This is a genomic window from Alkalihalobacillus pseudalcaliphilus, from assembly GCF_028610675.1.
GTDB lineage: Bacteria > Bacillota > Bacilli > Bacillales > Bacillaceae_D > Alkalihalobacillus > Alkalihalobacillus pseudalcaliphilus.
The window spans coordinates 59,476-74,742 of record NZ_JAQQWS010000010.1 but is presented as its reverse complement, the minus strand read 5'-3'; the positions used below and the strand labels follow the sequence as shown (position 1 = coordinate 74,742).

Here is a 15,267-nt window from a genome sequence, read left to right as displayed (position 1 = left end):
GAATTTATTTTTTTTGAAATCAATGCTTTAGATTGTGTCAAAGAAATATTCTTATTTGACAGACTATCCTTTTTTTTTTAATCACCTCATTTTAACATATCGAATATTCTGTTTTTTATTAAGTTCATGACAATCTCAAGAACGATTTTTTTGTCCATACTTACTTAACAATTTATCATTCATTCATAATCTATACATAAGCTTTACAATCCTCATAAATTCCTTGAGAATTCTTCATATTCCTTCAACATTCATTTTTTATGATAAAGGTGACTATCCATAGGAAAGTGAGTGGTACCCTAAAGTGACTTCTTATTTTTCATTAATCGAAATCCATTCTAATTCTATAAGCTGTATCATCAGTAAATTTCACCAACAGCGTCTTACTGTTATTTCCCGTAAAAAAGTACAAGTTGATTTATTTAGTCAAATCATTGCTCAAAACATTATAACGAAAAGTCAAATTGAGAAAACGATGTGGGCATTAAGTCAATTAGAAAAAGTAATGCAAGCCTATGATTGCCAAAAATCATTCATAGTCGCCACAGGTGCCATTCGATATGCCAAAAATCTTAAAAAATATATTCATATGATTAAAGAAGCCTTTCCCTTCCCGATGTACATTTGTTCTGAGCCATTGGAAACGTATTTACATGTTCTGTCGTCCCAATCAGCCCAGGAGCAGCCAAGTCTAACTTTCAATTTGCATGCAACTAGTTCCACCTTAGTCTTTTCAGAGAAAGGGCATATAGATGAATGCTTAACCTTACCAGTCGGCATGCTTACAGAGCAAAAACAAGTAAATCAACTCGTATTGCAATTAACAAACGAACATTCATTACTTACCCACTATAAAAAGTTGGTGATTATAAACGATACGTATCCATTTTTGAAGCTTCTATATCAGCAATCATGTATCGATGTTATTCTTGCAAATGATTGGAGGTCCCTTCAGCTTTACTTTTCAAGACAAAAACTGCCTAAGAAATGGAGTCACCATATTCAAGCAGCTTCCTATGTCATTCATCATCTTGTCAAAAGCTTAAATATTGAAGAAATAGATGTTCAACCAATAGATATGGGGCATAGTATTCTTTATTCATTTAATCAAAAAAATGCTCAATTCTCTTACCATTAAAAATATTGCAGTGAATCATTAAATAACCCCTATCACATGTTCGGCACCAAACTGACGTAGTTTTTTTGTATGCGCTTCATAAAGGAATCGGCAATATTCGCTAATGGCAGGGTAATCAACACTCTGCCATTCTTCCCTTTCAACCAAATCTCTTGCAAAAAAATAATCATGTAGTTCTTGCTTGAGGATGTAGGAAGAATAATTATGAGGGTTCTCATTTGAAATAGCTTGAACGAACATTTTCTCTAAAAATGTGTGGTCTTGATAATAGATAAGTTCAATTAATTTTGCACGGTATTCTAAATCCTTACCACCTAGCTTTGGAAATGCTTGATAATCATCGAAGTGCTGTGCTTCATGTTTAAGAAAGGAAACAAGAAAAGTATCCTTTTCAAACACATCACGATAGTTAGGCACTATACAATAAAGAGCATCCTTCTCTGCCCACCCTCCAGCATATACTTGTCCAAAGGTTGCAAAATGAAGCCAACTTAATAGTAAAAAATCATCTAGAAACTTTACTTTCACATTTTGAATCGAATGAGGCAATTCCACCTCATACACTTTTTCCGTTTGCCTTTTCCAGATAAATGGACCGTAATGCGGGGTAACTCGACCGCCTTGAAAAAAATAACCCTCTTTTTCAAAAATATCTTTCAGTTGTTCCTCTACTTGTTCCATGTCCATTGACTTTGACGATATAAACGTATTCAGCTGCTTATAAAGCTGCTGCTCTGCGACTTGTTTCTCTTCCTGTTCCGATAATACTTGTTGAAAATAACTACGATACGAATTAATTACACCTTGTATCCACTTGTTTGGATGTTCGATTTCATACGCAGGCTTTTCTTGAAAAAAGCGTTCTTTATACCGTTTTATATACTCCGTTTCCTGCTCACTCGCCAATGTGCCACGTTCTTTTAATTGACGATATATACTTATAACTGAACCTTCTGTACACATATAAAATAAATTCTTCATAACCCCACCCCTATTTTTTATATACTACTCACTTTAAAGTAAAGATAAGCAACATCTTTTCAAAAGAAGAATACCAAACACTACTTTCTATATTGGCGGTTAGTTGTTTTGTTAATTTTCTAAATATTCGTATGAAAGTTAGTGCAAATATAGTGCGCTGCTCGTCGCTACCGAAAATTATGCTGCACGTCCTGCGGGTCTCCGCACTCCATTTCAAAAGAAAAACAACATCTTTTCAAAATAAAAAAGAACAAAATTAAAATGAATAAAGTTTCACCATTTAAAGAGCCAACTGACAGATAATTGACATGTTTAGCCTTTTTCGTGCTGTTACTCACACGCTCCCTTCGAGTAACTGATATGTTTAGCTCGTATCCTTCCGTTACAACCTACTTCCCTTGAATAATTGGAAAAAACGAAGACAACAGTTTAGCACCACTGTTGTCCTCGTCATCGTCATTTACTTATTAACCTTGTCTTAAAGGCTTTAGTGCTCCACTCCAAGCACTAACTTGGTCAAGCATCATTTTCATATTATCGTCATGAATAGGTTGTGGCTTAAATTCAGCATAGTTTTCAAAATCTAAGAATAGCGAAAGTGTTGGATGCGTGCGCACATCAGCAATTTGAAGCTCTCCTAAAATACCACGTAAATGTTCAGCCGCTCTTGCTCCGCCAGTAGAACCGTAACTTACGATTCCTGCTGCTTTATTAGCCCATGAATCACGAGCGAAATCAATTGCATTCTTAAGTGCTCCTGTAATACTGTGGTTATACTCTTGAACGATAAATACAAAACCATCCAAACTTGCAAGCTTTTCATTCCATGCTGTGATTCCTGGCTCTGTTCCGTCTGTTGTACCTAAAAACGGTAAGTTATACTCAGCGATATCAACAATTTCATAATCAGCATCATCGCGATTATCACCATAACCCTTTACCCATTCACCCACCTGTGGACTTAATCTACCTTGTCTTGTACTCCCTAAGATGATACCAATTTTTAATTTATCAGTTGCCATCAAAAATTCCTCCCTATCCTTTTACTATTTGTTTTATTTACTTTCAATGAACCAAAAAAAATAACACCATGACTGACTTTAAGTAAGTTACAAACTTTTTATCAGTATGTTAAAGACATCATACCTCATTTATCCAAATTAGAAAAGTAGAAACCTAAAAGAGCCTAAGTATATATAATGATACTATTGAAAGTATACCGCACTCTAGAACATTGTAACAAAATTTAGTTTCCATTAAAAACACACATGGAAAAAACCACTCCGCCACCAACAAAGATGAAAGTAATGGCGACTTTTTAATGGACCGTTTACAACTCGATCACCATCAGGAATCGGCCTGATCAAAAAGGGCGCACTGTCCTGCTAAAGTCATTTATCGTAAAATGGCTGACGAGCTAACTTCAAGGCACAACCCATTGCCCCAAAGTAACTTCATATAAAAGAATTATACTACCCGATAACTAATTCAACTACATATTATACAAACTTACATAAGTTTGATATAACAACATAAGACGAAAGAATAAAGGAGTTACCCATGTTAATAAAATTAAAAGGAAACAAATTCGATGCTTTTTATCAATTAATGCAAGACTCTTTTCCTCCTGATGAATATAGACCTTATCACCACCAGCGAGCATTACTAGACAATCCGTTTTACCAAATTTATATGTATGAAGAACACGATGAGCTGGTAGCTTTTTTTGCGACTTGGCAGAGTCAGGAATTTATATTTTTAGAACATTTTGCTGTACAAGCCAGCTTTCGAAATGGCGGTCTAGGTACGAAGCTACTTCAAGCCTTCCTTCAACAATCCAAACAAAGCGTCATCATTGAGATAGAACCTCCTACAAACGGTGATTTAGAGAAAAGAAGAGCAAAGTTTTATGAAAGAAATGGATTTTCTCTAAGTAAGTGGGGTTATATTCAACCCGCGTTGGCTAAAGGATATGATCCAGTTCCACTTGTTCTGATGGCTTATCCACAACCATTATCATTTGCAAGTTACTTAGAATTTAAAGGCTGGGTATTTCAACACGTTTACAAGAACGAATAAGTAAACAGACCGTTTGTCAAAATGTATAGACGTAGCAGAAAAACTCATACCATCATCGTCATACATATAGCCAGAACCTGATGAAAATGGTGTTCTATGTGGTTAGCAACAATGGAAAAGAGCATGCCGTTTTGACATGCTTTTTCCGCTTCACACGTTCAATTATTTACCCCAGACCGCTTCATTCCACTTTAATTCTTTTCGGAATTGGGTAATATCCGTATGCTTATCAATGGTTACACATTCTATCCCATTTAATTCTGCCCAATCTGTAAGTTGCTCCTTAGTTGCTTTAAAGCTCAGTACAGTATGATGAGCACCACCAGCATAAATCCATGCCTCTGTAGCCTCACTTAATGAAGGTTTCGGGCTCCAAAGTACCTTGGCAACAGGGAGCTTAGGCGTCTCTTCTTGAGAAGTCGGTGCGATCGCCTCAACCTCATTTAAAATAAGTCGAAACCTATGGCCTAAATCAATTAAGCTAGCATTAATAGCAGGGCCACCCTTACCATTAAATACAAGCCTAGCCGGATCCTCCTTATTACCGATGGATAATGGATGAACCTCAATTCTAGGCTGTTCATTTGCTATTGTTGGACAAACCTCCAACATGTGAGAGCCTAGCACTAATTCATTTTGTGGGTTGAAATGATACGTATAATCCTCCATAAAACTCGTTTCTTGATTATTGGTCATTTGCTTGATCATTCGTACTAACGCGGCCGTTTTCCAATCACCTTCACCAGCAAATCCATAACCTTGTTCCATTAAACGTTGTACAGCTAGCCCTGGAAGCTGCTTCATTCCATATAAATCTTCGAAGGTTGTTGTAAAGGCCGTGTAACCATTCTCATCTAAAAAGGTTTTGAGCCCTAATTCAATTCGCGCTTGTTCTAAAATCGAATTTTTAACATGTGGGTCATCACTAAAGTGAGTTCCAATTATATACGTCTCTGCGTACTCCTTATACAATGCGTCGACCTCAGAATCGCTAAATTGGTTTATATATTTTACTAAATCACCAATGCCATACCCATCTATTGTCCAGCCTAATCGAATTTGGGCTTCGATCTTATCGCCCTCTGTCACGGCAACATTACGCATATTATCGCCAAATCTAGCTACCTTTATCGTTTTACTTTCATTATAAGCGACCGCTGTTGTCAACCAGTCTTGTAATCGGTTGACTGTCTCTGCGTTTTGCCAATGCCCAACAATCACTTTTCGGTTGATATTCATACGAGCTGTAATAAATCCATATTCTCGATCGCCATGTGCAGATTGATTCAAATTCATAAAATCCATATCAATGTCTTGCCAAGGTATATCTCGATTATATTGTGTATGCAGGTGAAGAAGAGGTTTTCTTAATTCATTCAAACCAGCAATCCACATTTTGGCAGGTGAGAAGGTGTGCATCCACGTAATAATACCCGCACATTGTGGATCCGCATTCGCATCTTTAAAAAATTGTAAAATATCATGACTAGTTGTCAGTGTTTCTTTTAATACAATCTCACAAGCATTCGTTGAGCTATTTAAGTGTTGGACTATTTCTTGGGCGTGATCACTCACCTCTTGAAGTGCCTCTGAACCATATAAATGTTGACTGCCTGCTACAAACCAAAAATGAATTTTCTCTTTTTTAACGACCAATTATGTCACCCCTAGCTCTTTATTTTCAAACGTTCGTAAGCTCTTCAGCTTTTTCATGACCGGATTTTCCCCTCTACCAAAATAATCATGTAATTGCTTATACTCTTGATAAAGAGCTTCGTATACTCTTACATTCTCTGGTATCGGTTTATAAAATTCCTGTTTCACTCTACCCATTTTTTTGGCGGCTTCTATAATATTGTCATACCCACCATAAGCAGCACCGGCCGCAACAGCTGCAAACATGGCCGCTCCTAGAGCAGGTGTTTGCTCAGAATCTGCTACTTTGATGATTCGATTCGTTACATCTGCATAAATTTGCATGAGTAACGGGTTCTTTTTTGGCAGCCCCCCACAAGCATACAGCTCTAATACTTGCACACCTGCATCATCAAAGGCATCAACAATTACTCGTGTTCCAAATGCCGTTGACTCAAGTAAGGCCCGGTAAACCTCTTCCGGTTTTGTCGCGAGGGAGTAGCCTATTAAGAGCCCGCTTAAGCTAGTATCAACTAATACTGAGCGATTACCATTCCACCAGTCTAAAGCGAGTAATCCACTTTCTCCTACTTTTAACTGATTTGCCTTTCTTTCTAGTAATGAATGGATGTCTATTCCTTCATGAAAAGCCTCATCATCTAGTGATTTTGGGATGTTATTTTTCACAAACCAAGCAAAAATATCTCCAACAGCAGACTGTCCAGCCTCATATCCAAAATAGCCAGGGATTATTCCGTCTTCCACAACACCACACATTCCCTCTACCATCACTTCGTCCTTACCTAAAAGCATGTGGCAAATCGACGTACCCATTGCCATCACGAGCTTGCCTTCATCTATAACTCCTACTGCTGGAACCGCAGCATGTGCATCTACATTTCCCACGGCAATAGGTAAGCCAACAGGTAATCCAGTAAGCTCCGCATAATAGGCTGTTAACTCCCCTGCTCGCGTTCCTAGTGGGACAATTTCGCCACGAAGCTTCGTTGACGTCAAACTTTCTAATCGTGGGTCTAATGATTGGAAGAAATCCGATTCAGGATAACCATTCTGCTTGTGCCATACCGCTTTATACCCAGCTGTACAGCTATTACGTTTTAAAGTTCCAGTTAGCTGTGAAACGACCCAATCTGTCGCCTCTACAAATTGATCAGTTTGCTCATAAATATGTGGAGCTTCATCTAAGATTTGCCAAATTTTAGCTAACATCCATTCCGAAGAGAGCTTCCCACCGTAACGCTCTAGAAATGGCTCATTCCTCTCCTTAGCGATCCGATTAATTTCATCAGCATAGCTTTGGGCAGCATGGTGTTTCCAAAGTTTGACCCAGCTATGTGGCTCATCTTTCAAGCTTTGTTTAAAACATAAAGGCTGTAATTCTTTATCGATTGGTAACATCGTACAAGCCGTAAAATCGATTCCTAACCCAATAACATCATTTGGGGCAACATTCGCTTTTGCTAATACAGCTGGAATCGATGTCCGAATGACTTCTAAATAATCATCAGGATGCTGTAAGGCCCACTCATACCCAAGCTTTATATTCGAATCAGGTAACGTTTGATCTAATACGCCATGCAAATACGGTGTCACGTGTTCAGCAATCTCTTCCCCATTTTCGATTGATACGAGAACGGCACGACCTGATTCTGTACCGTAATCAATACCTAGTGTGTATCGATTTTTCATTTCCTCACCTCTTTTGGCCATAATAGGCGAATTTACCATGTTTTCTTAAAAAATGCTTATCTAACAAGCATTGATCCATAACTTCTACGGACGGATTTAACGAATAGGTTTGTAGCCCCATTTTCGCTATCTCTTCTAAAACAACTGCATTGTGTAAGGCTGTTAGCGGATCCTTTCCCCACGTAAATGGTGCATGACTATGAACGAAAACTCCGGGCATTACTTGTGGATCCATATCCTGCTCTTTAAATGTTTCTACAATCACTTTGCCCGTATTCTCTTCATAGTTTTCGACGATCTCTTCTTCTTTCATTTTTCTCGTGCAAGGAATCGTTCCATAAAAATAATCAGCATGTGTCGTACCTAGTGCTTCTAGACTTTTACCTGCCTGTGACCAGCTTGTTGCATAATTAGAGTGGGTATGAACAACTCCACCAATATCAAGAAAATTCCGATATAAATGCAGGTGTGTTGGAGTATCGGACGATGGATGTAATTCACCTTCAACGACATGACCATCTAAATCAACAACGACCAAATCATCAATCGTTAACCCCTCATATGAAACACCACTCGGTTTAATGACAACTAACCCTTGCTCCCGGTCAATTCCACTTACATTGCCCCAAGTAAAAGTAACGAGTTGATACTTAGGCAAGGCTTGATTTGCTTTTAATACAGCTTCCTTTAACGGCTCAAGCAAAGCACTCACTCCTTTATGATTTATTTTTACTTAAAACATCAAAGGCAACGGCCCCGAGTAACACAAGTCCTTTAATTGCTTGCTGCCAATCCGTTCCTATTCCCATTAACGACATACCATTGTTTAAGACACCCATAACAAGTGCACCAATGACTGCACCTACAATTGTCCCTACGCCCCCTGAAAAAGACGCACCTCCAATAACAGCGGCTGCAATAGCATCTAATTCAAATAAAGTACCAGCTTGTGGCGTGGCTGCATTTAATCGGGCTGTAAAAATAAGACCTGCAAGAGCGGCAAGTACACCCATGTTCACAAAAGCTAGAAACTTCATTTTTTTCGTACGTACCCCTGATAATTCCGCTGCCTTCACATTGCCGCCAACCGCATAAATATGGCGACCGATAATCGTTTTATTCATCACAAATGTATAGCTAATAATTAAAGCAATAAGAATTAACAAGACAATTGGTAGACCTTGATATAGAGCTAGTACATACGTGAAACTATTAATGATCAAAACTAATATTGCTAGTTTCGTTAAAAACAAACCATATGATGATGTTTGAAATTGATAGAATTTAGAAATCTTCCTTTGTCGCAGTTCATACATGATATAGATTACTGAAGCGACAATACCAATTAATATCGTAAGTAGCTTTAATTCTCCGCCAGCAAAAATATCCGGTAAGAAGGCGGAGCTTATCGTTCGGAACTCGGTTGGAAAAGGGGCAATTGTTCTTCCACCTAACACAACCAGTGTCAAACCTCTAAATAAAAGCATACCTGCTAAAGTTACAATAAAAGAAGGGATCGCCATATAAGCAACCCAGAAACCTTGCCAGGCACCAATTAATGCTCCTAAAAGTAAGCAAAGTATAATCCCAACGGCCACTGGTAAATCCCAAGTTGCTAAAAGAACCCCGGCAATCGCTCCTGTAAACGCAGCTACTGATCCAACAGAAAGATCAATTTCACCCGTGATAATAATAATCATCATTCCAATAGCCAACACGATAATATAACTGTTTTGCATAATAATATTAGTGATATTTAATGGTGTAAGCATCGTTCCACCTGTGATAATTTGGAAGAATAATACAATACCAATTAAAGCTACAATCATTCCAAATTTCCGCATATTGTTTACGATCAAAATCTTTAAGGCTTCCATCTTTAAGCCCTCCCTAATTCCGTCATATAAGTCATCAATGTTTCCTGGTTCGCTTCTTCAATCGGAACTTCACCTGTTATCTGGCCTCTGTTCAAGGTGTAAATTCTGTCACACATCCCTAGTAATTCAGGTAACTCTGAAGAGATAAATAGGATACTTTTACCCTTCTCCGCCAATTCATTTATAATTTTGTATATTTCGAATTTAGCTCCAACATCAATTCCTCTTGTTGGTTCATCTAAAATGAGGACATCGGGCTCAGTATGTATCCATTTACCTAATACAACCTTCTGCTGATTTCCCCCACTTAAATTACCAACCTTTTGTTCAATAGAAGGAGTTTTTACATTCATTCTTTCCTTTAACTCTTCAGCCTTTTTCACTTCATCATGCAGATTTAGTACTTTTGCTTGTGAAATCGATGTTAAATTAGCCAACGTTAAATTTCGACGAACACTTTCTTCTAAAATCAAGCCATATTCCTTTCTATTCTCAGATACATAAGCGATACCGTTTTCAATGGCCTTATCGACAGTTTTTACACGAATTGATTGACCATCTTTAAAAACCTCACCAGAAATGTTCTTTCCGTAAGTTCGACCGAATAAACTCATCGCAAATTCTGTTCTTCCTGCTCCCATTAAGCCTGCTAAACCTACAACCTCCCCCTTTTTTACATGGAGGTTCAAATCACTAATTAATTTTTTGGAAGCCGTAATGGGGTGGTCGACCTGCCAGTTCTTCACTTCAAAATATACATCGCCAATTTCTGCCTTTCGTTCGGGGAATAATTGGCTTAAATCCCTTCCTACCATCCCTTTTATAATGACGGGCTCCGTCACTTTGTCTTCTTGAACGGATAATGTATGCACCGTTTGACCATCACGCAAAATCGTTAAACGATCAGCAATACTTAACAATTCTTTTAGCTTATGTGAGATTAAGACAGAGGTAATTCCTTGCTTTTGAAACTCCCTCAACAAGTTTAATAGATTCTCACTATCTTCTTCATTTAAAGAGGAGGTCGGCTCATCTAAAATAAGTAGCTTCACTTCCTTAGACAAGGCTTTCGCAATCTCTACCAATTGCTGTTGTCCTACTCCGATATTTTTTATCTTTTCTTCAGGATCAACACGCAAGTTCACTTTCGCTAATAATTCTTTTGTTTTTAAAATCGTGTCACGCCAATTAATAATTCCCTTTTTCGCTTGTTCATTTCCTAGGAAAATATTCTCGGCAATTGAAAGCTCAGGAATTAACGCGAGCTCTTGATGAATGATGACAATGCCTTGTTTTTCACTATCATTTATATCCTTGAACTGACATAACTCATTCTGATAAACAATATCGCCGTCATAACTCCCATAAGGATGGACACCACTAAGAACTTTCATTAATGTTGATTTTCCTGCACCATTTTCTCCAATTAATGCATGAATTTCTCCATCCATCACTTGAAAATTTACATCATCTAACGCTTTTACACCGGGAAAGCTTTTATTGATATGTTTCATCTCTAGTATGATTTTTTCCAACCTACTCACACCTTTCCATCTTTAAAAAGGAAGGAAGATGGCTTAGAACGTCAACTAAGCCATCTCTCATTTATCACTTACTGAAGATCATCCTCTGTATAGTAACCGCTTTCAACCAGAACCTCTTCATAATTATTAACATCAACGGAAATCGGTTCTAATAAATAAGAAGGGACTACTTTCGCTCCGTTGTCATACGTTTCCGTATCATTAATTTCTGCTTCTCCATCTTGCAAAATAGCATCAGCCATATTTACCGCCTGTTTGGCTAGCTCTCTTGTATCTTTAAAAATCGTCTGCGTTTGTTCACCAGAAATGATATATTTCACAGATGACAATTCAGCATCCTGTCCCGTGATAACCGGCATCGGCTTACTATCTGTCCCATAACCGACAGAACTTAAGGATGAAATAATACCACGACTAATACCGTCAAATGGTGAATACACGACATCAATATCCTCACTGGCATAATGGGCACTTAATAAATTATCCATTCTTTCCTGTGCTAATGCCCCGTCCCATCTTAAAGTTGCACCTTGTTCAAAATTCGTTTGACCACTTCGAACTACTAATTGTCCTTCATCAATATAAGGTTGTAAAATCGACATAGCCCCATCCCAGAAGAAATAAGCATTATTATCGTCAGGCGATCCGCCAAAAAGCTCCATATTAAATGGCCCTTCACCATCAGCCAAACCTAAGCTTTCCTCAATATATTGACCTTGTAAAACACCAACCTCATAATTATCAAAAGTGGCATAATAACTAACATGTTCACTGTTCATAATTAATCGGTCATAGGCTACAACAGGTATATTAGATGCTTCTGCCATTTCTAATACACTCGTTAGTGCCTCACCATCAATAGAAGCAATGACAAGAAGGTCCACACCTTGTGTGATCATGTTTTCAATTTGTGATACCTGGGTTTGAACAACATCCTCGGCATATTGTAAGTCCACTTCATAACCGAGCGCCTCAAATTCAGCTTCCATATTCTCGCCATCTTTAACCCAACGCTCTGATGATTGTGTTGGCATAGCAAGACCAACCTTATAACCATTCGATTCACCGCTTCCCGTCGAATCACTTCCACAAGCTGCTAAAGCGAATAAGCTCAATACCAGGATGACATACCATATGTTTTTCATAAATCATTCCCCCAATTATAATTAATAATGATATAAGAATACGCTTACAACATTAGGTAAACTCTCTATCTACCTCCTTAAAGTCTTTGTTCCGGAATGTTCTACTTCATACATCAGGTGTCTCAACTTATACGTACAAGATTCTGTTTTTATTATATATCTAATTACATTTACCGATCAATACTATTTAACAAATTTTCTGATAAAAATTGCGTTAGCCTGATTAAACTCAGATTATAAAGCCTAATTTCCTTCCTTATTCACTTATCCTGTTGATATTAACCCAAAACTTGTACGTTCGTATTTTCATATCTCCTTAATTGAAAGGAAAATAAAATAACCCACTCACTCCAATCGAAGAAAGCCCGCTGATACTTTATCTCTAAAATATCAGCGGACTTTCTATGATCGTTCTGCCAGAATTCTTTTATTCTGGCGTTACTTTTTGTCTTATCTTGCAACATAAGCTACCTTTTTGCGAGCTAGTGTTGCTACTTCTTTTCTTGCACTCGGCACAACGCAATGATTATTCTCACCAGTCCTAATCCTACTTCCCGTCCCTTCATCCAAAAAGAGGTCCGCTAAGTTACCATATCCATTTACTGACTAAATTCATTCTACTAACCTATTATTAATCCTACAAACACAATGATAATCGTTAGTGGAACGATATATCTCATGAGGAAAATCCACGTATTTAACCAATTTGACGATAAAGAGTTTCCTGCTCGGAATTGGCTCTTCACAAGCTGTTTATCCATTTTATAGGAAATAAACAAAGCAATGAGTAAACTACCAAGCGGAAGCATGATATTACTGACCAAATAATCCGTTAAATCAAATACATTCATCCCAAATAATTCTACATTTTCAAGAATACCAAATGATAAGGCAGCTGGAATTCCTGCAAAAAAGACGATCATTCCAGAAACCCAAGCAACTTTTATTCGGGAACGTTTTTTATCTTCTGTAAAAGCCGAAATAATGATTTCTAATAAACTGAATGAAGAAGTTAACGTTGCAAATAAAAAAAGCAGTAAAAAGATGGCGAGAAATACTTCCCCAAGTGGCATTTGTGAGAATGCGGAAGGAAGAACGATAAACAATAATCCTGGCCCCTCTGCCGGTTCAAGTCCAAACGCAAAAACAACTGGAAAAATCGCCAAACCTGCCAAAATAGATACAAAAATATTCATCACTGCAACCGATGATGCGGCTTGCGGAATACTTTCTTTTTGATTTAAATAAGAACTATATGTAACCATACAAGAAAAACCAACAGCTAAAGAGAAGAAAGATTGTCCTAATGCATAAAGCACTCCTTCACTTGTCATTAAAGAGAAGTCTGGATATAAGAAGAAACGAACTCCTTCCATTGCTCCATCTAAAGTTAATGCACGAACAACAAGAATTATAAAGAAAATAAAAAGCAAAGGCATTAAATACTTATTTGCTTTTTCAATTCCATTTTTAATACCAAAGGATAGGACAATGACATTCAAAATTAAGAAGAGAGCTAACCCTACTAAACCCATCCATGGCGAGGCTGTAATCTGGTCGAATAGCTGACCATAATTCGCATCTGCCGAGATGACATTTCCGGTAACTGCAAGCCCTGAATATAGCATAATCCAGCCGCCTACAACACTATAAAAAGACAGTAATAAGAAACAGCCAACGACACCTAGTCGTCCAACATGTACCCAAAAGCTATTTGGAGCAAGCTTTTTATACGCTGAAACCGCTTCTTTTTTCGCCCCTCTTCCTATGATAAATTCTGATACTAGCATAGAAAGGCCAATAAAAACTGTAAACACGATAAACAAAATTAAAAAAGCACCGCCGCCATTCATTCCAGCAACATACGGGAACTTCCAAATTGCTCCTAAACCAATTGCTGCACCTGCTGTGGCTAAAATAAAGCCAAACTTAGAAGACCATTGCTCTCTCGTATTCTCCATAGTCCACCTCACATTCTCCTGACTCAAGAGAGGGTTGAGTCAGGAAATAGATTGATAGATTCATTAAATCTCTGTCCTTAAATCCCATAACTCAGGGAAGAAACGCTGATCGAGAACACGTTTCAAATAATTGACACCAGAAGATCCCCCTGTACCTACTTTGAAACCGATAATTCTTTCAACCGTTTTCATATGACGGAAACGCCATTGCTGTAACCAATCCTCAATATCGACGAGCTTTTCACCGAGCTGGTATAAATCCCAATATTTATCTACATTACGATACACTTCTAGCCAAGAATCTTTTACAGAATCATCTGGCTCATAAGCTTTCGTATAATCGCGATTTAATAGCTGAGGGTTAATCGGAAGGCCCGCTTTTGCTAAGGCTTGAATTGAAACGTCATATAGGCTAGGTGCTTCATAAGCTTTGACAAGCATTTGATGTAACTCTTCATCCTTCTCGTAGATTTTTAAAATATGGCTCGTTTTGTAACCTAATGCAAATTCAATAAGTCGGTATTGATAGGATTGGAATCCTGATGCTTGTCCGAGTGAATCACGGAATTCCATATATTCTGCAGGTGTTAACGTCGATAAGACATCCCACCCTTGAATAATCTGTGATTGAATCTTTGAAACTCGTGCTAGTTGTTTAAAGGATGTCTGCAAATCACCTTTTTGAATGGAGTCAATGGCTGCTGTTGTTTCGTGTAAAATGAGTTTCATCCATAATTCACTTACTTGGTGTATAACAATAAAAAGCATTTCATCATGGTGGTCAGATAAACGATTTTGACCTGATAAGATTTTATCCAGATTTAAGTACTCACCATATGTCATATTATTTTTAAAGTCCGTATGAATTCCCTTTTCATTCGTTGCTGCTTTGTTTTGATGTGTTTGTTCGTGGTCACTCATCATTAAAAGCCTCCTTTTGTATGAAAGTTTACTAAAGCTCATGTGCTCTTCTTCGAAGATCGCTACGGGAATGGGGGGCACGCTTTCCGCAGGTGGCGCTGAGCTAACTTGCTATCGCAAGTGGATCTCAGCCGGCCCTTCCCTCCTGCAGGAGTCGGCCTCCCCATTCCCTCCGCTCGGGTTGGTGCAGGCTTCGTGGTTCGTACACTTCTTATACAAAACAATTGAATGAAAAGTAATAAAAACTAACAAACCAAGAAGCAATGCATACTGAAC

Annotated in this window: 12 protein-coding genes; 2 read left to right on the top strand and 10 right to left on the bottom strand. The window is 37.9% G+C overall.

The genetic code is table 11. The features are described from left to right. Positions 1 to 304: 304 nt before the first annotated feature. The gene (locus PQ479_RS17245) at positions 305 to 1,138 is read left to right on the top strand and encodes a Ppx/GppA phosphatase family protein (RefSeq protein WP_047987277.1); all 834 of its coding nucleotides are present in this window, start codon (positions 305 to 307) and stop codon (positions 1,136 to 1,138) included. Positions 1,139 to 1,156: 18 nt separating this feature from the next. Here PQ479_RS17245 and PQ479_RS17240 read toward each other — a convergent pair whose 3' ends face one another. Next, positions 1,157 to 2,119, bottom strand: coding sequence for a hypothetical protein (locus PQ479_RS17240; RefSeq protein ID WP_047987276.1), 963 nt, complete (start codon positions 2,117 to 2,119; stop codon positions 1,157 to 1,159). Between the two features lie 467 nt (positions 2,120 to 2,586). Then, positions 2,587 to 3,141 (bottom strand): NADPH-dependent FMN reductase, encoded by a 555-nt coding sequence (locus tag PQ479_RS17235; protein WP_047987275.1) that lies wholly within the window; start codon positions 3,139 to 3,141, stop codon positions 2,587 to 2,589. Between the two features lie 538 nt (positions 3,142 to 3,679). Here PQ479_RS17235 and PQ479_RS17230 point away from each other — a divergent pair. Continuing rightward, positions 3,680 to 4,198, top strand: coding sequence for a GNAT family N-acetyltransferase (locus tag PQ479_RS17230; protein WP_047987274.1), 519 nt, complete (start codon positions 3,680 to 3,682; stop codon positions 4,196 to 4,198). Positions 4,199 to 4,360: 162 nt separating this feature from the next. On the opposite strand, the gene araA is transcribed toward PQ479_RS17230, so the two are convergent. From araA to kynA, 8 genes are all read right to left on the bottom strand, one after another. After that, a complete protein-coding gene (araA, locus tag PQ479_RS17225) occupies positions 4,361 to 5,854 on the bottom strand; it encodes an L-arabinose isomerase (protein WP_083991156.1) in 1,494 nt (497 codons plus the stop codon). After that, positions 5,855 to 7,543, bottom strand: coding sequence for a ribulokinase (locus PQ479_RS17220; protein ID WP_047987273.1), 1,689 nt, complete (start codon positions 7,541 to 7,543; stop codon positions 5,855 to 5,857). 4 nt (positions 7,544 to 7,547) lie between these two features. Then, a complete protein-coding gene (araD, locus tag PQ479_RS17215) occupies positions 7,548 to 8,246 on the bottom strand; it encodes an L-ribulose-5-phosphate 4-epimerase (RefSeq protein WP_047987272.1) in 699 nt (232 codons plus the stop codon). A gap of 13 nt (positions 8,247 to 8,259) precedes the next feature. After that, positions 8,260 to 9,420 carry a multiple monosaccharide ABC transporter permease gene (mmsB, locus tag PQ479_RS17210; protein ID WP_047987271.1) on the bottom strand — a complete coding sequence of 387 codons (1,161 nt, stop codon included), beginning with the start codon at positions 9,418 to 9,420 and terminating at the stop codon, positions 8,260 to 8,262. Positions 9,421 to 9,422: 2 nt separating this feature from the next. Next, a complete protein-coding gene (gene mmsA / locus PQ479_RS17205; protein ID WP_273717115.1) occupies positions 9,423 to 10,955 on the bottom strand; it encodes a multiple monosaccharide ABC transporter ATP-binding protein in 1,533 nt (510 codons plus the stop codon). A 77-nt stretch (positions 10,956 to 11,032) separates the two neighbouring features. Beyond that, positions 11,033 to 12,109 (bottom strand): multiple monosaccharide ABC transporter substrate-binding protein, encoded by a 1,077-nt coding sequence (chvE, locus tag PQ479_RS17200; protein ID WP_047987270.1) that lies wholly within the window; start codon positions 12,107 to 12,109, stop codon positions 11,033 to 11,035. A gap of 620 nt (positions 12,110 to 12,729) precedes the next feature. After that, positions 12,730 to 14,070, bottom strand: a complete 1,341-nt coding sequence (locus PQ479_RS17195) for a sodium-dependent transporter (RefSeq protein WP_047987268.1) — start codon at positions 14,068 to 14,070, stop codon at positions 12,730 to 12,732. A 63-nt stretch (positions 14,071 to 14,133) separates the two neighbouring features. Next, positions 14,134 to 14,991, bottom strand: a complete 858-nt coding sequence (gene kynA, locus PQ479_RS17190) for a tryptophan 2,3-dioxygenase (RefSeq protein ID WP_047987583.1) — start codon at positions 14,989 to 14,991, stop codon at positions 14,134 to 14,136. Positions 14,992 to 15,267 lie beyond the last annotated feature (276 nt).